The organism is Dietzia cinnamea NBRC 102147 (assembly GCF_001571065.1).
Lineage (GTDB): Bacteria > Actinomycetota > Actinomycetes > Mycobacteriales > Mycobacteriaceae > Dietzia > Dietzia cinnamea.
This window is the reverse complement of record NZ_BCSW01000048.1, coordinates 1-20,058: the sequence shown is the minus strand read 5'-3', so window position 1 is coordinate 20,058 and position 20,058 is coordinate 1. Positions and strand designations below refer to the sequence as shown.

General features: G+C 72.2%; 18 protein-coding genes, 1 tRNA gene, 1 other RNA gene and 1 pseudogene. 12 read left to right on the top strand and 9 right to left on the bottom strand.

Features of this window, described 5'->3' with window-relative positions:
• Positions 1–385: 385 nt before the first annotated feature.
• On the bottom strand, positions 386–1,027 hold the full coding sequence (locus tag DCI01S_RS13470; RefSeq protein WP_061229695.1) for a TetR/AcrR family transcriptional regulator: 642 nt from the start codon (positions 1,025–1,027) through the stop codon (positions 386–388).
• On the opposite strand from DCI01S_RS13470, the gene DCI01S_RS17300 reads away from it, so the two are divergent.
• From DCI01S_RS17300 to DCI01S_RS13460, 3 genes are read left to right on the top strand one after another with little or no spacing between them, the layout of a single operon-like run.
• The gene (locus DCI01S_RS17300; protein ID WP_156482606.1) at positions 1,026–1,163 is read left to right on the top strand and encodes a hypothetical protein; all 138 of its coding nucleotides are present in this window, start codon (positions 1,026–1,028) and stop codon (positions 1,161–1,163) included. The genes DCI01S_RS13470 and DCI01S_RS17300 overlap by 2 nt on opposite strands.
• Complete coding sequence (gene tgt, locus DCI01S_RS13465) at positions 1,163–2,446, top strand: tRNA guanosine(34) transglycosylase Tgt (RefSeq protein WP_061229694.1); 1,284 nt, start codon at positions 1,163–1,165, stop codon at positions 2,444–2,446. The genes DCI01S_RS17300 and tgt overlap by 1 nt, the downstream gene beginning before the upstream one ends.
• Positions 2,447–2,484: 38 nt before the next feature.
• A complete protein-coding gene (locus DCI01S_RS13460; protein ID WP_061229693.1) occupies positions 2,485–3,132 on the top strand; it encodes a hypothetical protein in 648 nt (215 codons plus the stop codon).
• Here DCI01S_RS13460 and DCI01S_RS13455 read toward each other — a convergent pair.
• Genes DCI01S_RS13455 through gluQRS form a run of 3 tightly spaced genes read right to left on the bottom strand, consistent with a single transcriptional unit; the run spans position 3,120 to position 5,292 of the window.
• Positions 3,120–3,443: a CHY zinc finger protein gene (locus tag DCI01S_RS13455; protein ID WP_061229692.1), complete on the bottom strand. Its 324-nt coding sequence runs from the start codon at positions 3,441–3,443 to the stop codon at positions 3,120–3,122. The two genes, DCI01S_RS13460 and DCI01S_RS13455, sit on opposite strands and share 13 nt — an antisense overlap.
• Positions 3,440–4,315 carry a queuosine precursor transporter gene (locus tag DCI01S_RS13450; protein WP_109149113.1) on the bottom strand — a complete coding sequence of 292 codons (876 nt, stop codon included), beginning with the start codon at positions 4,313–4,315 and terminating at the stop codon, positions 3,440–3,442. The genes DCI01S_RS13455 and DCI01S_RS13450 overlap by 4 nt, the downstream gene beginning before the upstream one ends.
• 53 nt (positions 4,316–4,368) lie before the next feature.
• Complete coding sequence (gluQRS, locus tag DCI01S_RS13445; RefSeq protein ID WP_061229691.1) at positions 4,369–5,292, bottom strand: tRNA glutamyl-Q(34) synthetase GluQRS; 924 nt, start codon at positions 5,290–5,292, stop codon at positions 4,369–4,371.
• 129 nt (positions 5,293–5,421) lie between these two features.
• On the opposite strand from gluQRS, the gene DCI01S_RS13440 reads away from it, so the two are divergent.
• Positions 5,422–5,778, top strand: coding sequence for a 4a-hydroxytetrahydrobiopterin dehydratase (locus DCI01S_RS13440; RefSeq protein WP_061229690.1), 357 nt, complete (start codon positions 5,422–5,424; stop codon positions 5,776–5,778).
• Positions 5,779–6,159: 381 nt separating this feature from the next.
• Here DCI01S_RS13440 and DCI01S_RS13435 read toward each other — a convergent pair.
• A tRNA-Ser gene (locus DCI01S_RS13435) sits at positions 6,160–6,247 on the bottom strand.
• 96 nt (positions 6,248–6,343) lie between these two features.
• On the opposite strand from DCI01S_RS13435, the gene ffs reads away from it, so the two are divergent.
• The 5 genes and pseudogenes from ffs to recR form a co-directional block, all read left to right on the top strand.
• An RNA gene (ffs, locus tag DCI01S_RS13430) (signal recognition particle sRNA small type) lies at positions 6,344–6,438 on the top strand.
• Positions 6,439–6,501: 63 nt separating this feature from the next.
• Positions 6,502–7,776 carry an aspartate aminotransferase type Ic gene (locus DCI01S_RS13425; RefSeq protein WP_061229689.1) on the top strand — a complete coding sequence of 425 codons (1,275 nt, stop codon included), beginning with the start codon at positions 6,502–6,504 and terminating at the stop codon, positions 7,774–7,776.
• A gap of 533 nt (positions 7,777–8,309) precedes the next feature.
• Entirely contained in the window at positions 8,310–11,012 is a 2,703-nt protein-coding gene (locus tag DCI01S_RS13420) for a DNA polymerase III subunit gamma and tau (protein ID WP_061229688.1), read from the top strand.
• Positions 11,013–11,147: 135 nt separating this feature from the next.
• Positions 11,148–11,483: a YbaB/EbfC family nucleoid-associated protein gene (locus tag DCI01S_RS13415; RefSeq protein WP_007632582.1), complete on the top strand. Its 336-nt coding sequence runs from the start codon at positions 11,148–11,150 to the stop codon at positions 11,481–11,483.
• A gap of 113 nt (positions 11,484–11,596) precedes the next feature.
• Positions 11,597–12,202, top strand: a pseudogene (gene recR / locus DCI01S_RS13410) (recombination mediator RecR); the annotation flags it as partial.
• Positions 12,203–12,355: 153 nt separating this feature from the next.
• Here the strand turns inward: recR and DCI01S_RS13405 are convergent.
• The 4 genes from DCI01S_RS13405 to DCI01S_RS13390 form a co-directional block, all read right to left on the bottom strand.
• Complete coding sequence (locus DCI01S_RS13405; protein ID WP_061229686.1) at positions 12,356–13,285, bottom strand: amidohydrolase family protein; 930 nt, start codon at positions 13,283–13,285, stop codon at positions 12,356–12,358.
• A gap of 390 nt (positions 13,286–13,675) precedes the next feature.
• The gene (locus DCI01S_RS13400) at positions 13,676–14,536 is read right to left on the bottom strand and encodes a type 1 glutamine amidotransferase (protein ID WP_109148554.1); all 861 of its coding nucleotides are present in this window, start codon (positions 14,534–14,536) and stop codon (positions 13,676–13,678) included.
• Positions 14,533–15,846: a MurT ligase domain-containing protein gene (locus DCI01S_RS13395; RefSeq protein WP_061229685.1), complete on the bottom strand. Its 1,314-nt coding sequence runs from the start codon at positions 15,844–15,846 to the stop codon at positions 14,533–14,535. Before DCI01S_RS13395 ends, DCI01S_RS13400 begins: the two co-directional genes overlap by 4 nt.
• Before the next feature lie 44 nt (positions 15,847–15,890).
• Positions 15,891–16,964: a serine hydrolase gene (locus tag DCI01S_RS13390; RefSeq protein ID WP_061229684.1), complete on the bottom strand. Its 1,074-nt coding sequence runs from the start codon at positions 16,962–16,964 to the stop codon at positions 15,891–15,893.
• A gap of 156 nt (positions 16,965–17,120) precedes the next feature.
• Here DCI01S_RS13390 and DCI01S_RS13385 point away from each other — a divergent pair, with 156 nt between their 5' ends.
• The 3 genes from DCI01S_RS13385 to DCI01S_RS13375 all read left to right on the top strand — a co-directional run bounded on the left by DCI01S_RS13385 (position 17,121) and on the right by DCI01S_RS13375 (position 19,998).
• On the top strand, positions 17,121–18,062 hold the full coding sequence (locus tag DCI01S_RS13385) for an exonuclease domain-containing protein (RefSeq protein WP_061229696.1): 942 nt from the start codon (positions 17,121–17,123) through the stop codon (positions 18,060–18,062).
• A gap of 134 nt (positions 18,063–18,196) precedes the next feature.
• Positions 18,197–19,558 carry an aspartate aminotransferase family protein gene (locus DCI01S_RS13380; protein WP_061229683.1) on the top strand — a complete coding sequence of 454 codons (1,362 nt, stop codon included), beginning with the start codon at positions 18,197–18,199 and terminating at the stop codon, positions 19,556–19,558.
• 8 nt (positions 19,559–19,566) lie between these two features.
• The gene (locus tag DCI01S_RS13375; protein WP_061229682.1) at positions 19,567–19,998 is read left to right on the top strand and encodes a phage holin family protein; all 432 of its coding nucleotides are present in this window, start codon (positions 19,567–19,569) and stop codon (positions 19,996–19,998) included.
• The last annotated feature ends 60 nt before the right edge of the window (positions 19,999–20,058 follow it).

The following is a 20,058-nucleotide window of genomic DNA, read 5'->3' as shown; positions in this document are numbered from 1 at the left end:
CAACGAGCGTCCGCTCCCGCGCCTGGCCGCCCGACCCTCCAGAGCGAGCGCCACCTATTCGGCTACGCGCCGCCTACCGGACCCTATAGGTGGCGCGTAGTCGGATAGGCGGCGCTCCGTTCGATAGGCGTCGTCGATGCGGGCGAACCCGCGCCGCCCCCCGGCCGTACCCGTGCAGCCGCTCACGGCCTTGGCGTCTCGCCCCTGTGCCTGTCCGCGTCGACTGCTCCCGCTCCTCGCCATGGCGTCTGGCCTGCCCCGCGGTACGCGCGAGACGCCATGGCGACGGGCGGCTGCGAAGGAGGCGGCTGGGAAGGGGGCGGTCGCGGGAGGGTGCGGGTGCGGGTGCGGGTGCGGGGTGAGTGTGCCGGGGCGGCGGGCGGGGTCAGGCGGGGTTGGCGCCAGTGCCGGGGCCTGTGGCGGTGCCGGTGCAAGTGACGTCGTCGACGAAGTCGGGGAGCGACACGACCGCGTTGAGTGTCGACAGCGCCGAATCGATGACCGCCGCCTGCGGGAGTCCGGACTCCTCGCCCAGCAGCGCGAGCTCCTCGACCCCCGCGAGCCAGGCGCGCGTGAGCACCAGCGCCATCGGGCCCGCCCCGTCCACCCCGATGCTGTCGAGGATCCGCAGACTGATCGTGCGGTGCATGCCGTCGACGACCTGCTCCAACGCGGGGTCCACCGCCCGGCCCGAACGCAGGACCGCCACGTAGTTGTCGCGCCGACGCTGGATGTAACGGACCAGCGCCGTGACGATCGCGCGGGTGCAGTCCTCCGCGCTGGTGCCCTCCGGGACCTCCGTCAGCGAAAGCACGTGGTCGGCCGCCGCCCGGACGACAGCAGTGAGGTAGTCCAGCTTGGTGGGGAAGTAATGGAACAGCAGGCTGCGGGACACACCGGCCCGCTCCGCCACGTCGTCCAGGGACAGGGCATGGAAAGGCACCGTCTCCAGCAGTCGGATCCCCAACACGACCAGTTGCGAACGGCGTTCCTGCTTGGAGAGCCGTCGTCCTCCCGTTGCGGTCATGGCACACCTCGTCGTCGTACTCATCGACGCGCGCGTCGCGCCCCCCGGCGCCGACACCCACGTCCCCCCGGCCGACGCACAGGTCCATCTTAGGGTCACGTCCACGATCACGGACCGACATGCCACGATGGAGTGATGCCCGACAGCGCCGCACCCGACACCCGCCCCACCACCTTCGACGTGGGGGAGCGGATGGTTCTCGACGGCACCGCCGGCGGACGCACCGGCGTCATCCACACGCCCCACGGCGACATCGCCACCCCGGCGTTCATCCCGGTCGGCACCAAGGCGACGGTCAAGACGCTCACGCCCGAGCAGGTCCGCTCGACCGGCGCGCAGGCGGTGCTGGCCAACGCCTACCACCTGTACCTGCAGCCCGGGCACGAGATCGTCGACGCCGCCGGCGGTTTGGCTGAGTTCATGCGCTGGGACGGGCCCACCTACACCGACTCCGGCGGGTTCCAGGTGATGAGCCTGGGCGTCGGGTTCAAGAAGGTCATCGAGATGAGCGCGGGCACCAAGGCCGCCCCCGACGACTCGGCGACCAACAAGGGGCAGGGACGCCTCGCGAAGGTCGACGAGGACGGCGTCACCTTCACCTCCCACCTCGACGGGTCGCGGCACCGCTTCTCGCCCGAGGTGTCCATGCGGATCCAGCACTCGCTGGGGGCCGACATCATCTTCGCCTTTGACGAACTCACCACCCTGATGAACACCCGCGGGTATCAGGAGAACTCGGTGGAGCGGACCCGTCGCTGGGCGCAGCGCTGCCTCGACGAGCACGAGCGGCTGTCCACCGAGCGGACGCACCGGCCGGGGCAGTCGCTGTGGGGAGTGGTCCAGGGCGCGCAGTTCGAGGACCTGCGGCGCCAGGCCGTGCGCGGGCTCGTGGAGATGAGCGAGCGCGCCGAGGACCAGGGGCGGCGCGGGTTCGGCGGCTACGGCATCGGCGGCGCGCTGGAGAAGGAGAACCTCGGCACGATCGTGGGCTGGTGCACCGAGGAGCTGCCCGAGGACCGGCCGCGGCACCTGCTGGGCATCAGCGAGCCCGACGACATCTTCACCGCCGTGGAGAACGGCGCCGACACGTTCGACTGCGTCGCGCCCACCCGGCTCGCGCGCCACGGCGGGATCTACACGCTCGACGGGCGGGTCAACATCACCCGCGCGCAGTTCCGGCACGACCACACGCCGCTCGACCCCGAGGGGCCGTCCGAGGTCTCCCGCGAGTACAGCCGCGCGTACCTGCACCACCTGTTCAAGGCCAAGGAGTTCCTCGGCTCGACTCTGCTGACCCTGCACAACCTCGCCTTTGTGGTGCGGCTCGTCGACGAGGTGCGCGCGGCCATGGCGGCCGGACCCGACGAGTACGTGGCGTACAAGGAGCAGTTCCTGGGGCGGTACTACGCGGGGCGATGACCCGGACGCCGAGCCGCCGCGGATGGGAGACTGGGCGCATGACGGACGACCGTAGGCTGACGCTCGACGAGGACCTGGCACGACGAACGCCGTACGGACTCCATCCGGACGTCAAGACCGGGGCGCTGGCGGAGGTCAGCGAAGCGGCGATGGACGCGGCGTTCAACCTGCTGGACAAGGCGTTGACCAGAATGGTCGACGGGGACGAGCAGCGGGCCGCGACGCTGATCTCACGCGCCGCCTCCCTACCGTTCGACGAGCACCTTCGGCTCTGGCCCGGTCCCTTCACGGCCGACCAGATGCTGTTCGACTTCCTCTGCAACGTCGCCGAAACCGCGTCTCTGGATCAGCAACACCCGGACGACGACGGCCACCTCGACCAGCTCTACGCCGACGTCGCCCGCGTGGTTCCGCTGCTCGACGCCCGGGAGGGTGCGGTCTACAGGGACATCGTCGAGACGATCGTGTCCGACGCGGTGATGCTCGGGATCCCCCGCGACGTGGCGGGGGTCCTGGCCGATGCGGTCAGGACTCTTCCCGACCCGGAGACGGCCGAACGCGCGCTCGCCCTCGGCCGCGGCGCCGACGTCGCCCGGCGGGAGGACCTCACGCGTCTGGTGCTCGGCGTGCTGCGCACGGTCATCACGGCGATGGACGAGGCCGATGGGATTTCTCACTCGAAGTAGATCGAGTGGTGCAGGAAGCATCCCGGGTTGAACGGTGACGCGCACGACGGGCAGGAGTCGGCCTCCAGGTAGTCGCTGATGGACAGCGTCGACCGGCACACCCCGCACAGGATCGCGCGGGTGTCGAACCGATCCGCCGGCCACGCCGTGACCGGGTGGTCGACGGCGTCGGCGTGGCAGCGGAAACACGGGTAGAACTCGCCGCAGCAGTGAAAGCGGATCGCGACGATGTCCAGCGGGCCGGCGTAGTGGACGCAGCGGGTCTGATCATCGACGGTCGCGCCGAGGACCGTCACGGCGGGCGGGATCATGCCGCCGATTGTGACAGGACCGACCCCGACAGTGCGGCCTGGTAGCTGGGCTCGCGCTTCTTGATCCACGCGATGACCAGGTACGTCACGGGCAGGAGCACCGCTTCGACGAGGGTCTTCCAGACGAACCCGATGACGACGTAGTTCCAGTAGTCACCCGACCAGAGCGCCATGCCCAGTGCCGGGGCGGCGATCGTACAGAAGACCGTCGTGTCGGCGAGCTGGCCGACCACGGTCGAGCCGAGCAGCCTCGCCCACAGACTCCGCTCACCTGTGCGCCGCTTCATCCACACCAGGACGTACGAGTTGAGCAGTTCGCCCACCACGTACCCGGCGAGCCCCGCGAGGAAGAACTGCGGAATGACGCCCGCGACCGCCTCGAACGCGTCCTGGTTCTCGTAGAACGGCGCGGCGGGCAGATACACGGTGGCCGTGAAACTCAGTGCCGCCAGGGCGAGGACCGCGAACCCCGACAGCACGACCCGGCGCATCGCGCGGAAGCCGTACACCTCGCTGATCACGTCGCCGAGCACGTAGGCCAGCGGGAAGAGCAGGAAGGCGCCGTCGGTCACGAGACCGTCGACGGACACGAACCCGAGTTGGAACGACAGGTCGGGGAAGAGGAGGACGCCCTTGGTCCCGGTGACGTTGCTGATGAGCATCACGCCGACGAACAGGGCGATGAGGTAGGCGAAGTAGGGGCTGCCGAAGGTGGCGAACGCGGGCTGGCTGCGGTCGGGGGTCCGGGTGCGGTCGGGGGTCCGGGAGCTGCGCGCCGGCTCGGGAGTGATCCCGTCCGGCCGCCCAGTCCCTCTCGATAGCCCGGTCCCGTGCGGATCCCGGGGCTCGGGGGTCTGCGATGAAATGGTCACGAGCGACGATTATCCGGGCAGACGCGCGCCCGCGACGAATCCGGCCCGCGGAGTCACGCCACCACCCAGGGGCCGGATCGCAGGGACTCGGCCGTGACCACCCCACGCAACGCCTCGATCGAGTCCGCGCCCTCCGGCCCACCGAGCGAGGCCACGATCCGGGCGATCGCGGCCCTCGTCGTCGTCCCCTCTTGCGCCAGGTCGGCCAGCGTCACCGCGCCGTCCCGCTTCGCCAACCGCTGACCCGCGGCGTTCACCGCGAGCGGCACGTGGACGTACTGCGGATGCGGGAGGCCGAGCAGATCCGCGAGGTGCACCTGACGGGGAGTCGAGGAGAGCAGGTCCTCGCCGCGGACGACCTGGTCCACGCCCTGCTCGGCGTCGTCGACCACCACCGCCAGGTTGTACGCCCACACGCCGTCGCCGCGGCGCAGCACGACATCGTCGACGATCCCCGTGTAGTGCCCCTGGACGAGGTCGGTGATCGTCAACTCGTCGACCGTCGCGCGCAGCCGCAGTGCCGGCACCCGGCCCGGACCGAGCGCCGAGCGGCGACGCTCACGCTCCGCCTCGGGCAGATCCCGGCACGTACCCGGATAGGCGCCGGGCGGGGAGTGCGGCGCCTGCGGGGCCTCGGCGATCTCTCTGCGCGAGCAGTAGCACTCGTAGACCAGGCTCTGGTCCGCCAGCTGGTCGGCGGCCGCGGCGTAGGCGTGCGAGCGCGCGGACTGCCACATGATCTCGCCGTCCCAGTCGAGGCCGATCGCCGCCAGGTCCGCCAGCTGTCGCTCCGCCACCCCGGGCCGGGCGCGCGCGGCGTCGAGGTCGTCGACCCGCATCCGGAACGACCGCCCCGAATCCCGCGCCAGCACCCACGCCGCCACCGCAGTGCGCAGATTGCCCAGGTGCAGGTCGCCGGAGGGGCTCGGAGCGTAGCGGCCGGCGCCGGGCGGGAGGAGGCTAGCGGGAGTTTCCACGTCAACAGGGTAGGTGGCGCGGTCGTGGAGGGGCGCGGGGCGCAGGGGCGCGCCGGGTCGTGGTGGGGCGGGGCGCGTGGGCCGCGCGCCAGGACCGCCCGCCGCGCGGCGAGGTGCCAGACTGGAGGAATGAGCGCAGACGCCGACAACTCACGCCCCGACGCCGACGACCAGACCCGCCTCACCGAAGAGCAGATCGCTGAGGGCCTCGCCGACCTGCCCGGCTGGGCCCTGTCCGAGGGATCGCTGACCTACACCGCCGTGTGCGAGTCGCCGCAGGCCGCGATCGACCTGGTCGCCGCCATTGGCCAGGCCGCCAACTCGCAGAACCATCACCCCGACCTCCTGTGGAGCTACGACGAGGTGACCCTTGACCTGCGCAGTCACGACGTCGACGGCGTCACCCGGCGAGACCTGCGGCTGGCGCGGTCGATCTCGGCGCTGTCCGGCGAGTTCGACGCGACCCCGCTCGGCCTGGGGGAGTAGGGCCGGAGGTCAGGGGCCCGGTCCTCTGCTCGGCGTGGAGGCGGCGTCCGGGGGGGGCGCGGCCGTGACGCGGCCTACCCGGCGAACGCGGCGGCCGCCCCGGCGAGGTCGAGCAGCGGCTGCGGCATGATCCCCAGCAGGACCCTCACGATCGCCGGGACCGCCACAACCGTGTCGGACATCTGACCTCATCTCCCTACCCAGCGCTGGTGGAATGGTCCCGTGGGCCAGCGTGAGTGGGGCCGGATGCGCTGGCGGTGTGCCCGGCGGGGCGCGGGGACTCGGGCGCGTGGGGGTGCGAGCGGGTATGCCTTGCCAGGCGGCGTACCGGGAAATGTGCGACGCGGCCCGGTGCTCGAGAGCTCCGGGCCGCGTCCGCGGCGGAGGATAGGGGATTTGAACCCCTGAGGGGCTATAAACCCCAACCCGCGTTCCAGGCGAGCGCCATAGGCCACTAGGCGAATCCTCCGTGGAGGACAATACCGAGGAAGGCCGAGCGGAGGCAAACCGTCATCCTCCGGGGTGGGTGGCGTGCGGGCTCGGGGGTGACCCGGCTAGACTCGTACCCGGACCCCGCGCGGCGTCCATCCTGTGAACTCCCCCAGGGCCGGAAGGCAGCAAGGGTCAGCGGGCTCTGGCGGGTGCGCGGGGTCCCCTTATGTCTTGGGACATGTCTTAGGGCACTAACACCACCGATGTAGTCGACCCCCGCCGGAGGCCACCGTGGCGCTGTCCGATCTCCCCGCCGACGACCTCGCTCGCATCGAGTCGCGACTGGCCGCCGAGTACGACGCGCTCGCGGACAAGGGTCTCGCCCTGGACCTCACCCGCGGGAAGCCCTCGCCCGAGCAGCTCGATCTCTCGGAGGCGCTGCTGTCGCTGCCGGGGGAGGGGGACCACCTGGCCGGCAAGACCGACGTGCGCAACTACGGCGGCGGCGCCGGGCTCCCCGAACTGCGGTCGATCATCGCCGAACTGCTGGGCACCGAGACGGGCAGGGTGATCGCCCAGGACAACGCCAGCCTGTCGATCATGTACGACCTGCTCGTCTTCTCGATGCTCTTCGGTACGCCCGACTCGCAACGGCCCTGGAAGGACGAGCCCGCCCTGCGCTGGCTGTGCCCGGTGCCCGGTTACGACCGCCACTTCTCCATCACGCAGGCCCTCGGCATCGAGATGATCCCCGTGCCCCTCGGGCCCACGGGTCCGGACATGGACGAGGTCGAGCGCCTCGTGGCCGCCGACCCGTCCATCAAGGGCATCTGGTGCGTCCCGATCTTCGCCAACCCCACCGGCGCGGTCTACGACGACCACACCGTCTCCCGCCTGGCCCGTATGGCCACCGCGGCACCCGACTTCCGCGTGGTGTGGGACAACGCCTACGTCGTCCACACGCTCACCGAGGACTTCCCCAAGGTGCCGGACGTGGACGCCCTGGCCGCGGAGGCCGGGCACCCCAACCGCTTCTGGCAGGTGTGTTCGACCTCCAAGATCACCTTCGCCGGCGCGGGCGTGTCGTTCCTGTCGTCGTCCTCGGCGAACCTGGACTGGTACCTCGGCCACACCTCTGTGCGCACGATCGGCCCGAACAAGGTCAACCAGCTCGCGCACGCGCGCTTCTTCGGCGACGCCGAGGGGGTCCGCGCCCATATGCTCCGCCACCGCGAGGTGATCGCGCCGAAGTTCGAGGCCGCGGCCGCCGCGCTGGCCCGCCGTCTCGGCGAGTACGACGTCGCCCGCTGGACCCGGCCCGAGGGCGGCTACTTCATCGACCTCGAGGTGGTCGACGGGACCGCGACCGAGACCGTTCGCCTGGCCAAGGAGGTCGGGGTCGCGCTGACCCCCGCCGGCTCGGCCTATCCCTACGGGCAGGACCCCGACGACCGGCACATCCGTCTGGCGCCCACCCTCCCGCCGCTCGCAGAGGTCGAGACCGCCATGGACGTGGTGGGTCTGTGCGCGCTATTCGCGGCGTGCCGCGCGACGCTCGCCGGCTGACGTCCCGGTGGGCGGGATCGCTGTAACAGTTGGCTCGCTGTCGTTAATCCAGGCCCCTGCCGGAGCAGGCTCCTCGCCGGCGATGGCGCCGCGCTCGATCTCGAAGTGACCAGCGGTTCTACCTGCGAGTGATCTCAGACACGTTCTCGCATGGTGGACGTTACGATCCGCAGGTTGGGCGACCCTGTGACGTGGGCAAACGCCTGAACGGCTGACTGTTGAGCAACTGTCAGCAACAAGAACGTCTTGTCGCGGGAGTGGGTCATCTGGTTGTATCTATCCCGTCCGGGCCAGAGGGATGCGGACACCGGAGTACAGCTGAGGGGCTGTGAGGGGCCGGTGTCAGGTATCGGTTCGGGAACCGTGCTGCGGGGGTCTGAGGGGGCCCGATCCGCGCGCGAGGGACGTCGGGAGGGGCTGCGCAGAGCGTGGCCCCTCCGGTCATTTCTGCTGAAGAGCACGCCCACCCGCGGGGCGCCCGTCGGGACGCGATCGATCTCTTCGTCGTCGTACCCCCTGGGTACCCTCTAGGCGTGGCTCTCTATCGGAAGTATCGCCCCGCCTCCTTCGCCGAGGTCGTGGGCCAGGAGCACGTCACCGAACCGCTGTCGGTGGCGCTGTCCTCCGGTCGTATCAACCACGCCTACCTCTTCTCCGGGCCGCGCGGCTGCGGCAAGACGTCGTCCGCCCGCATCCTCGCGCGCTCGCTCAACTGCGTGCACGGGCCCACGGCCACCCCGTGCGGCGAGTGTGACTCGTGCGTGGCGCTCGCGCCCGGCGGCAACGGGACGCTCGACGTCACCGAGCTCGACGCGGCCAGCCACGGTGGCGTCGATGACACGCGTGACCTGCGCGAGCGGGCGTTCTTCGCGCCGGCGTCGTCGCGGTACCGGGTCCTCATCATCGACGAGGCCCACATGGTCACCAACGCGGGCTTCAACGCGCTGCTCAAGATCGTGGAGGAGCCGCCGGAGCACCTCATCTTCATCTTCGCGACCACCGAGCCGGAGAAGGTGCTGCCCACCATCCGCTCGCGCACGCACCACTACCCGTTCCGGCTGCTCACGCCGTCGTCGATGCGGGGGTTGCTCGAGCGGATCTGCGACCAGGAGGGCGTGAAGGTCGAACCGACCGTGTTCCCGCTGGTCATCCGCGCGGGCGGAGGCTCGCCGCGTGACACCCTCAGCGTGCTCGACCAGCTCATGGCCGGCGCCGGCGAGGAGGGCATCACCTACCCGCGCGCGGTGAGCCTGTTGGGGGCCACCGAGGTCGCGCTCATCGACGACACAGTGGACGCCCTTGCCGCCGGCGACGGCGCCACGTTGTTCCGGACCGTCGACAAGGTCGTCGAGGCCGGGCACGACCCGCGCCGGTTCGCCGCCGACCTCCTGCAGCGGCTGCGCGACCTCATCATGGTGCAGTCCGTGCCACAGGCGATCGAGCGCGGTCTGGTCGACGCCCCGGTCGAGCAGGCCGAGACCATGGGGCGGCAGGCCGAGCAGATCGGCCCCGCGACCCTCGCACGCTGCGCGGACATGGTGCACGAGGGGATGGCCTCGATGCGCGGGGCCACTTCACCGCGGTTGCTGCTGGAGATCCTCTGCGCCAAGCTCCTGCTGCCGTCGGCCGACGACTCCATGGCAGCCCTGCTCCAGCGCGTCGAATCGCTGGAGTCGGGATCCGTGATCCCGGGCACCGCGCCGGTCACCGCGGGTGGCGCAGGTGGCGCGGCCGCGTCGGGTGGCGGGGTAGGGGGCGACGACGACGAAGCCCGCACCGCCCCCTCCGGCGGGCCCGCCCCACAGTCTTCGGCGCCCGCGGAGGGGCGACCCAAGTTCGTCCGCCGGTCGCAGCAGCAGGCCGCGGAGGCCGCAGCGCAGCCGGCGCCGCCCGCCGCCGCGCCGGCGGGCCAGGGTGCGCCGGCTGTTGCTCCGTCCGCGTCCGCGGCCCAGGGCACGCCGCCTGCCGGGCCACCTGCCACTCCCGCGCCTGCCGCGCCGCCCGCGACTCCGCCTGCGGCTCCCACGCCTGCCGCGCCGCTCGCCGCGGCTGATCCGGCGCCGAGCCAACCGGCCGTGGCCGCCGATCCCGCCGCGCCGGCCGTGCCCGGCGAGTCTGTCGCCGAACAGCAGGCGGCCCACCAGTCGTCGCCCCCCACCGGTTACCGGGAGCCGTCACAGGTGCCGCCGCAGCCGCCGGCGTCCGCTCCCGCCCCCGATGCGGGTGCCGCGGCGTCCGCCCCGGATCCGCGGCAGCCGGCGGTATCCGGTCGGAAAACGCAGGGCCCGGCGCCGGAGCCGCACGCGCACGCCCAGGCGCCCGTCCGTCCCGAATCGGGCGGACCGTCGCCCACGAACCGCCCGTCGGCGGAGCCGGCACCCGCTCCCACTCCCGCTCCCGCGCCCGACGCGGGATCGGCGGCGGAGACCGACGACCCGTGGCGGGACCGTCCCGCTCAGCAGCTCGAGCCGGGGGCCCCGTCGCAGCCCACGCAGCAGCCCTCCGCCCCGGGCTCGCAGTCGCCGACGCGCACCGATCCCGAGCCGGGCCCCGAGGCCGCGCCCGAACCCGGACAGCCGGCGGCTGCGGCCTCGGCTCCCGGTATCGAGGCCGAGGACATCCGCCGCGCCTGGCCGGCGATCCGCGAGGCCGTCCGTACCCGCACCCGCACGGTCGAGGTGATGCTCGCCGGCGCCACGGTCGCGGGCGTGGACGGTCGGGTGATCCACCTGGTCCACGACTACGCGCCACTGGCCAAGCGGCTGTCCCAGCCGCACAACGCGACCGCGATCACGGACTCGATCACGGAGGTCGTGGGCGGCGACTGGACCATCCGCTGCACCTCCGGAAGCGCGCCCGCAGGTGCCGGAGGCACCCCGGCCGCCCCGGAGGCGGCTCCACCAGAACCCGGGCGGGGGTCCTCCGCGGGCCCTACTGACGCCCCCGGTTCTCCCCGACAGGGTGAGCCGCGGGGCTGGGAACGTCGTCTCCGCGCCGCGGACGCCCCGCAGGGCGAGAGCGGCGGCCGAGGTGGCTACGACGATATCCCGCCTCCGCCCGAGGAGCCCGACCCCGAGCCGGGGGAACCGGACAGCCCGCCCCCGCCGCCGGTCAGCGAGGACGAGATGGTCGACGAGGCACGGAGCGGCCCCCAGAATCTGGACCACCGCACCGGCGAGGACATCGCGTTGGCCCTGCTCAAGGAGCACCTCGGGGCCCGTCCGCTCGAGCGCTGACCCACCCGGCCCGCCGCGCGCCGGGGCACGGTGTCCCAGCTGACGGTTACGCTGGACGTCGACCGACCGGGGCCGCCCCGGCAGGACCAGGCACGACCGCACCACCGCCCGCACACCGCCGAAAGGACCCCAGCCATGCAGCCCGGACCCGACATGAACGCCCTGCTCCAGCAGGCCCAGCAGATGCAGGCCCAGCTCGCCGAGGCGCAGCAGGAGATCGCCGCGAGCACGGTCGACGGGCAGGCGGGCGGCGGGCTCGTCACCGTCTCCATGCGCGGTACCGGCGAGGTCACCGGCGTGACCATCGACCCGAAGGTCGTCGACCCTGAGGACGTCGAGACGCTGCAGGACCTGCTCGTCGGCGCGTTCGGCGACGCGCACACCAAGGTTCAGGAACTCGCGGAGTCCCGCCTCGGGCCGCTCGCCTCCGGCGGCGGCCTCGGCGACATGATGGGCGGCCTGGGCATGTGAGCCCGCGGGACCCGGTGTAGCGCCGGGTCCCGCCACCCGGGGCCGCCGCGCCCCGGGGCCCGCCACCCGACGACGCAACCGTCGCCGGGCCAGCAAGAACACAGGAAAGCGCGATGTACGAGGGACCGGTCCAGAACCTGATCGACGAGTTCGGCAAGCTGCCGGGCATCGGGCCGAAGTCCGCGCAGCGCCTGGCGTTCCACCTGCTGCAGGCCGAGCCCGAGTCGGTCGAACGCCTCCGCTCCGCGCTGCAGGCGGTGGTGGAGGGCGTCACCTATTGCGAGGTCTGCGGCACCGTCGCGGCGGCCGAGCGCTGCCGTATCTGCTCCGATCCCCGCCGCGACCCCACCCTCATCTGCGTGGTCGAGGAGCCCAAGGACATCGAGGCCATCGAGCGCACCCGGGAGTTCCGCGGGCTCTACCACGTGCTCGGCGGCGCGCTCGACCCGATCAACGGCATCGGACCCAACGAACTACGCATCGCCGGACTCATGCGGCGGGTCGGGGCCGAGGTCGAGGGCGAGGAGATCGACGAGATCATCATCGCCACCGATCCCAACACCACCGGCGAAGCGACCAGCACTTACCTGGCCCGCCTCCTGCGACCGTTCCCCGACCTCATCGTGAGCCGCCTGGCCTCCGGCCTGCCCATGGGCGCCGACCTGGAGTTCGCCGACGAGCTCACCCTGGGCAGCGCGCTGTCCGGGCGTCGCATCCTCTCCGGTGGCCCCGCGCAGCCGGCGCGATCGGGCGGCGTGCTGCGGCCCGAGCAGGTCGACCCCGCGCAGCCGGCCGTGCCCGCCCCGGATGCGGGTGCCTCGGCCCCGGCCGATTCCGCCGCGGGGCCGGAGATCGGCTACCCGGGCACGGAGTCAGAGGCCGAAGAGCCGCGCGGCATTTCCGTGCCACACCGCCCGTAGCCAGTCCTCGCCCAGCCCGAGCCCGGCCAGGGCCTCGAGCTGATGGGCGTACGGGTACGGGATGTTCGGGAAATCGGTACCCAGGAGCACCTTGTGGCCCAGGTCGGCCAGCCGAGCACGCTCGGCAGGCGGGAAGGGCGTGGTCTCCTCCACGAAGTCCGTGAAGGCCATCGTCGTGTCCAAATAGACGTTCTCGTACCGCTCGGCCAGATCGAGGAAATCCGAGTACTCGCCCATGCCCATGTGTGCGACGATCAGCGGCAGCTCGGGGAAGCGCTCGAGCATGGCGGCCACCGGCTCAGGACCCGTGAACTCGCCGGCCACCGGGCCCGAACCGCAGTGGATGACCGTCGGCACCTGCGCCTCGGACAACACGCCCCACACCGGGTCCAGCAGCGGATCCCGGGGGTCGTACTCGCCCACCTGGATGTGCGACTTGAACACCCGCGCCCCGGCATCGACGGCATCGCGGACGTAGGCACCCGCCGTCGGCTCGGGGAAGAACGTCGCAGTGTGGAGGCAGTCGGGGTGGCGGGAGGCGAACTCCGCGGACCACGCGTTGAGCCACGCGCCCATGTCGGGCTTGTGTGGGTACAGCATCGACGAGAACGCCAGCACCCCGTACGACCGCAGCCGCTCGACCCGCTCGTCCTCGGCCTCGCGGTAGGTAATGGGCCAGGGACGGCCGATCTTGGGCCCGGCGGCATCGAAGTAGTCCCACACCTTGGCCATCACCCGCGGGGGCATGAAGTGCGTGTGCACGTCGATGATGCCCGGCAGTCCGAGTGGCTCCCACATCGCGCGGACCTGCGCCGCCTCGACGGCGGGATCGGGAGGGGTCACGGACCCGGTGAGGGTGGCGGTGCCGTGGTGTTCACACATGCGTCCGAGGGTATGCCAGCGAACCCGGCCCGCCCGGCATTCGCGGCGCGGACTCCGGCGCCACCCCCGAGGCGTAGGCGGGCCGAGCGCCGGGCAGCCACGGGCCATGGGCGACGGGCCACGGGCCGCGGTGCGTTCACCTGGGCCGGCAACGCCACCTCAGCCCGCAACGCCACCTCAACCCGCGACGCCACCTCTCCCGCAACGCCGCCTATCGGATCGCGCTACGCCTACGGGGCCCCATAGGTGGAGTTTCATCCGATAGGTGGCGGGACGGGCTCGATGCCGAAGGGACGGGCCTGATGTCGAGGGCACGAAGCGGCAGGCGGCGCAGATCCACAGCGTCGCTGATCAGCGGCGGGCGGCGCAGGCGATCGGCGGAGGAGCTGCTTAGCGCCGGGCGGCCGCGATCCGCTCCCGGCGCAGCCGCTCCACCGCCGGCACCTCGACCGGCGGCAGCGAGTCCACGCCCAGCGCGCGGCACAGCAGCAGGTCGGCCAGCTCGGGATTGCGGGCCAGCACCGGCCCGTGCATGTAGGTGGCGATGATCGAGCCCTGGACCACGCCCTCGACCAGCCCGCCCGCAGGAACCGACTGACCGGCCGGCACGCCGTTGCCTACACCGGAGGTGACGCGGCCCAGGGGAGCGGCGTCGGGGCCCAACACGGTGGCGCCCATGTGGTTCTCGAAACCCGTGAGCGGCTGCGTCAGCCCTGTGACCTGCGGCGCGACCACCAGCTCGCCGATCGAGCGGGTCGCCTGCGGAGACGTGGTGACGTCCAGCAGGCCGAGCCCGGGCGCGCGCGAGCCGTCCGAGACGACGAACCACTCACCGAACACCTGCATGCCGGCGCAGATCGCCAGCACCGGCGCCCCGCGCTCCACCGCGCGTTGTAGACCCGGCGATGCGGACAGATGGCGGGAGGCGAGCTTCTGCGCCGCGTCCTCGCCGCCGCCGACCGTGTAGAGATCGCACGAGTCGGGGACGGCGTCCTCGAGGGTGATCCGCACGATCTCGGCGTCGTAGCCGCGCCACCTGAGCCGCTGCCGCAGGACCAGCGAGTTGCCGTCGTCGCCGTAGGTGCCCATGACGTCGGGCAGGACCAGACCGATCCGCACCGTCGACTCCGTGGGCCGGGCCGAGTCCGCGGCGACGGTGTCCAGCGGGGAGGCGGACGCCCCCTCCCGACGGGCCCCCGCGTCACGCGGGTCCGGGTTGCTCTCGCCGGCGTGATGCTCGCTCATCGTCACTGCTCCTTCTGGTCCGCGTCGACGGGACGGTGCCCGGCGGCGGCCATGGCCCGCCCGAGGTCACGGAACGCCGTGTAATTGGCCAGCACCTCGACCCGCCCCGGGGGGCAGTGCCGGATCGCCGCCAGCGGATCCGGCTCCAGCTCGTGGCGCACCCCGGCATAGGTGAGCCGCACCGAGAGGTCGGCCGCCCGCTCGCCCGAGGCGTACACGGTCACGCCCTCGAAGCTCTCGAACCGCACGTCCCACAGCCATGACAGGTCCACACCGTCGGCGACCTGCCCGTTCACCGCGATCACCAGGCCGTCGGCGGACGTGTCGATCATGCCGAGCGCCTCCTGCCAGCCGGCCGGGTTCTTGGCCAGCAGCAGGTGCGCGGACCGCCCGTCCACGTCGACCGTCGAGTAGCGGCCGGCCACGTCGTCGACCTGCTCGACCGCCCGGACCGCGGCGGCCGGGTCCGCGCCCATCGCCACCGCGGCCGCCACGGCCTGGGCCGCGTTGCCGCGGTTGGCCCGCCCCGGTATCGCCAGGGACAGGAGAGCCGTGAATCCGTCGGGGCCGTGGATCGCCTCGTCGTCGACCCACCAGTCCGGCTCGGGCCGCGCGAACTCCCGGCCGTCGGGCAGGGTGCCGGTCGACCGCCACCGCACCGCGCCCGTCTCGTCGATCGTCCGCGTGATCGGCTCCCCGGTGCGCGGGCAGCTCACCGAGTCACCCGCCCACGCCGACCCGGCCGCCACCCACACGACCGCCGGGTTGTCGTAGGCCACAGAGGTGATCATGACGTCGTCGCAGTTCGCCACCACCGTGGCCTGCGGCTGAGCGGCCACCCCGGCCCGCAGCCGCCGCTCGATAGCGTTGATCTCGCCCACCCGGTCGAGCTGATCCCGGCTGAGGTTGAGCAGGACGATCGCCTCCGGGGAGGTGTTCTCCGCGACGGCCGGCGTGTGGAGTTCATCCACCTCGATGGCGGCCAACCCGGCCACACTGTCGGCCACGAGGGCGGAGACGATCCCGGCGTCCATGTTGTCGCCGCCGGTGTTCGAGGCGACCCGGCCCACGGTCGACAGGGCGGAGGCGACCATCCTCGTCGTCGTCGATTTGCCGTTGGTCCCCGTGACCAGCACCGTTCGCCGGCCCGCCGCGAGTTGGCGCATGAGACCCGGATCGAGTTTCAGCGCCACGAGGCCGCCGATCATCCCGCCCGACCCGCGCCCCGACACCCGGGACGCCCAGGTCGCCAGCCGGGAGACGGCCACGGCCACCCGGCCGCGGGGGGTGAGTGCGGTGATCGCGCGGGAACTCATGCCGCAGAGTCTAGGCAGCGCGGCGTCCGGGCAGCACGGCCGCCTCAGAACCGCACCGCACCGCCCAGCGCGGTCACCACGTCGTGTCCGAGGTCGGCCGTGACCTCGTCGGGGCCGTTGGACATCCCGTCCGCGGAGGCGATCACGGCGATCGCATAGCGGCCGCTCGCGGTGTTCACCACGGCGATGTCGTGCGATTCGGTGTCGGTCTCGCCGGTCTTGTTGGCGACCGTCCCCGCGGGCAGGCGGTCCGGGAGCTTCCACCGCCGCTCCTGCGCGAGCATCGTGTCCAGCACGATCCGGGCCACGGCGGGCGAGGTCAGCGCCTCGCCCTGCGGAGCACGACCGTCGGCGGCGCGGACGAGTTCGGCCAGGTAGCGGACACTGCCGAGGGGGGTGACGTGGCTCCAGTCGCCGGTCCACTCGTAGCGGAACGCGCCGCCGGTGTGGAACTGGTCGGCCAGGCCCACGCGGTCGGCGATGTCGCCCAGCGCGGTGACGGGGTCGGTGGTGTCGGGCGCCGCGGGGCCGTCCACAGAGAGGTCGTACAGCACGTTGGCGGCGTCGTTGTCCGAGACGGTGATGGCCGCCTCGAGCAGGTCGCCGAGCCGGCCGTACGGGGTCTGCGCCGACGGGTCGGCCTCCCACGCCTCGAGCGCCCCCACCGCGTAGGCCACCTTGATGACCGACGCGGCGTAGCGGGGCTCGTCGCCGCCGGCACACACGACGCGCTCGTCGGGGGAGTCGATCGCCATCACGCACGCCGCGAGTTCGTGGCCGGCGTCCGCGGCGTCAGCCACCGCGGTGGCCACGAGAGGGCCGACCTCGACCCACCCCGCCGGCAGCGGCCGGACGAGCCGGAGCGGATCCGCGACCCGGCCGTCCGGAGGGGAGGAGGCGGTGGGCGACGTGGCCGCGCCGACGGCCGACGCGCCCGGGGCGGAGTGGCGCGCGGTGGTGGCGCCGGGCGCGGTGACGGCCACCCCGACCAGCGCCGCGAGGCACACCGTGAGTGACGACCCCAGCGCCACGCGGATCGGCAGACGGGTGGCGCGCCGCGCGCGGGCGTGGGCGTCGCGCAGCCGCGCCGCGGGCGTGTCGGGCCGGTACCGGCGCATGGGGCCTCCTGGGTCGGACCGGACCTCGCGGCCGGGGCTGATCGAACGGCGTAGACAGTAACGCCCGTGGGCGTCCGGGCGGAAAACGCGGTGTGAACGCCGTGACCTGCGACGGTGACGGCCGGGATGTCGTAGGGGTCTGGGACGATGGTGGGCATGTCGGGTTGGGTCGTGGTGGACGTCGAGACGTCGGGGATGACGCCGGCGGTCGACCGGGTGTTGTCGGTGGCCGCCGTGGTGATGGGTGACGACGGCGAGGTGGTCGAGGAGTTCGCGACCCTGCTCAACCCCGGGGTGGACCCGGGGCCCGTCCACGTGCACGGCCTCACCCCGGCCCTCCTCGCCGGCAAACCGCGCTTCCAGGACGTGGCGGCCGAGTTGGGCCGGGTGCTGGACGGGAGGACGGTCGTCGCCCACAACGCGGCCTTCGACGCGTCGTTCCTCGCCGCCGAGGCGAGGCGGGCCGGGCTAGCGCCGCCGCTCGAGAGGTTCGTGTGCACCCTCGACTTCGCCGGCCGGCTCCACCTGTCGACCGCCGACCTCAAGCTGTCCACACTGGCCGCCCACTTCGGCGTCCATCAGCGGGCCGCGCACGACGCCCACGACGACGCCCTCGTGCTGGCCGGGGTGTTCGCCGGTCTGCTCGAGGTGGCCGCCGCGAAGGACGTGCGCCCCTCGGTCCGCGAACTCGACGCGATGGTGGCCCACCCCGAGACCGGGTATCTGGTGTCCACGGTGTGGGCGGAGGCCCTCGCCGCACCCAGGCTGTGGCGTCCGGCCGGGAGGCTGAAGCGCGGCGGCGGGCTGGTGCAGGGCATGGAGGTGGTCTTCACGCAGGACGTGGATCGCGACCCGGAGGAGATCGTCTCCCTCGTCGTCGACGCCGGTCTCTACGTGGCCGACCGCATCTCGTCCCGCACCTCACTCGCGGTGTGCGACGCACCCGGCGCGGTGCGCGGACGCACCGCGTTCGCGCGGAAGAAGGGGCTCGAGCTGGTGCCGTACGCCCGGTTCGAGGAGATGCTCGCCGACGTCGCCCCCGGCCGGCCCGTCGCCGGCGCCCAGGCCGTGGACAGTGCGCAGGAGGCCCTCTTCTGACGGCGTTGGTCTACGCACCGGGCGACGGCGGCCGCAGCAGCTGATTCCGCATCGTGGAGCGCTCGTCCGGGAGGGCGGCGCGGAACTGACATGATGGCCGTGGACAACGCCGTCGACCACAGGAGTACTTCCCCGTGCCCGCACCCCAGAACGCCGCCGCCCGAGAGGTCTACGAGAAGGAACGTGCCCACGTCCTGGCCCCGTGGTCGGCCTGGGGCACGACCGATCCGATGGTCGTCACCGCCGCCGAGGGCTGCCATCTGACCGACGGCGACGGGAACCGCCTCCTCGACTTCACGTCCCAGCTGGTCAACACCAATATCGGCCACCAGCATCCGGTGGTCGTCAAGGCGATCCAGGACCAGGCCGCCGAGCTGTGCACCATCAACCCGGCGCACGCCAACGCCGCCCGCGCCGAGGCCGCCCGCCTCGTCGCCGAGGTCGCGCCCGCCGGGATGAACCGCGTGTTCTTCACCAACGCCGGCACCGAGGCCGTCGAGCACGCCGTCCGCATGGCCCGCCGCCACACCGGCCGCCACAAGACCCTCTCGGCGTTCCGCAGTTACCACGGCGCCACCACCACCTCGATGAACCTCACGGGCGACACGCGCCGCTGGGCCAACGACCTCGGCAACACCGGCGCCGTGCACTTCCACGCCCCGTTCCTGTACCGCTCGCAGTTCTACGCGGAGAACTCCAAGCAGGAATGCGACCGTGCGCTCGAGCATCTGGACTCGCTCATCGGGCTCGAGGGGCCCGACCACTTCGCCGCGCTCATCATCGAGTCGGTGCCCGGCACCGTCGGCATCATGGTCCCGCCGGCCGACTACCTCCGTGGCGTGCGTGAGATCTGCGACAAGTACGGGATCGTCATGATCTGCGACGAGGTCATGTCCGGGTTCGGCCGCACGGGCGAGTGGCTGGCTCTCGACAACTTCCGGTCCGGCGACGACGACTGGGCGCCCGACCTCATCACCTTCGCCAAGGGCTCCAACTCCGGGTACGTCCCGCTCGGCGGCGTCATCCTCCACGACCGGATCGCCGCGTCGTTCGAGACCACGCCGTACACCGGTGGCCTCACCTACGCCGGGCACCCGCTGGCCTGCGCGTCGGTCGTCGCGACCATCAACCTCATGCGCGACGAGAAGATCGTCGAGAACGCGAAGATGATCGGCGAGGACGTGATCGGCCCGCGCCTGCGCGAGCTCGCCGAGAAGCACCCGTCGATCGGCGAGGTCCGCGGCCTCGGCGTGTTCTGGGCGGTGGAGATGGTGGCCGACCGCGAGACACGCGAGCCCCTCGCCCCCTACGGTGGATCCTCGGAGGCCATGGCGCGGACCTTCGCGACCGCGAAGAAGGACGGGCTGCTGCTGTTCATGAACTACAACCGCTTCCACGTGGTGCCGCCGTGCATCATCACCCCCGACGAGGCCAACGAGGGCCTGGACATCTTCGACCGCGCGCTCGACGTGGCCGATGACTATGTGAGGAGCTGACTCTTCCGATGGCGCTGGTACTGCGGCTGATCGTCAACGCCGTCGCCCTATGGGTGGCGACGCTGATCGTGCCGGGAATCGCCCTGCACGACACCACCGGCATCTATGCGCCCGGCGCCGGCGCCATCGAGAACGAGGTGAACGTCCCGACCATCACCGCGCTGCTCATCGTGGCCGTCGTGTTCACGCTGGTTAACGCAGTGGTCAAGCCGATCGTCCAGCTGCTGTCCCTGCCGCTGACGATCATCACGCTGGGGCTGTTCCTGCTGGTCGTCAACGCGCTGATGCTCATGTTGACCGGCTGGATCACCACGACGTTCCAGCCGTTCGGCGCCGAGTACGTGGTCAGCGGGTTCTGGGCGGCCTTCTTCGGGGCGATCGTGGTCGGCCTCGTGAACTGGGTGTTCGGGATGCTCCTGCCCACGCGCGCCCGCGACTGATCGGCGCTGAGGGCCCGGCGCGGCCGCGAGCCGCGGCCGCGCGCTGCGGCCGCGCGCTGC

Bases quoted from the DNA above. Each gene is read 5' to 3' on its own strand.
- tgt (WP_061229694.1), top strand. From the start codon at position 1,163: ATGCCCGACAGCGCCGCACCCGACACCCGCCCCACCACCTTCGACGTG.
- DCI01S_RS13415 (WP_007632582.1), top strand. From the start codon at position 11,148: ATGCAGCCCGGACCCGACATGAACGCCCTGCTCCAGCAGGCCCAGCAG.
- DCI01S_RS13385 (WP_061229696.1), top strand. From the start codon at position 17,121: ATGTCGGGTTGGGTCGTGGTGGACGTCGAGACGTCGGGGATGACGCCG.
- DCI01S_RS13440 (WP_061229690.1), top strand. From the start codon at position 5,422: ATGAGCGCAGACGCCGACAACTCACGCCCCGACGCCGACGACCAGACC.
- DCI01S_RS13405 (WP_061229686.1), bottom strand. From the start codon at position 13,285: ATGTGTGAACACCACGGCACCGCCACCCTCACCGGGTCCGTGACCCCT.
- DCI01S_RS13395 (WP_061229685.1), bottom strand. From the start codon at position 15,846: ATGAGTTCCCGCGCGATCACCGCACTCACCCCCCGCGGCCGGGTGGCC.
- DCI01S_RS17300 (WP_156482606.1), top strand. From the start codon at position 1,026: ATGGCACACCTCGTCGTCGTACTCATCGACGCGCGCGTCGCGCCCCCC.
- DCI01S_RS13455 (WP_061229692.1), bottom strand. From the start codon at position 3,443: ATGATCCCGCCCGCCGTGACGGTCCTCGGCGCGACCGTCGATGATCAG.
- DCI01S_RS13375 (WP_061229682.1), top strand. From the start codon at position 19,567: ATGGCGCTGGTACTGCGGCTGATCGTCAACGCCGTCGCCCTATGGGTG.
- DCI01S_RS13470 (WP_061229695.1), bottom strand. From the start codon at position 1,027: ATGACCGCAACGGGAGGACGACGGCTCTCCAAGCAGGAACGCCGTTCG.
- DCI01S_RS13390 (WP_061229684.1), bottom strand. From the start codon at position 16,964: ATGCGCCGGTACCGGCCCGACACGCCCGCGGCGCGGCTGCGCGACGCC.
- DCI01S_RS13460 (WP_061229693.1), top strand. From the start codon at position 2,485: ATGACGGACGACCGTAGGCTGACGCTCGACGAGGACCTGGCACGACGA.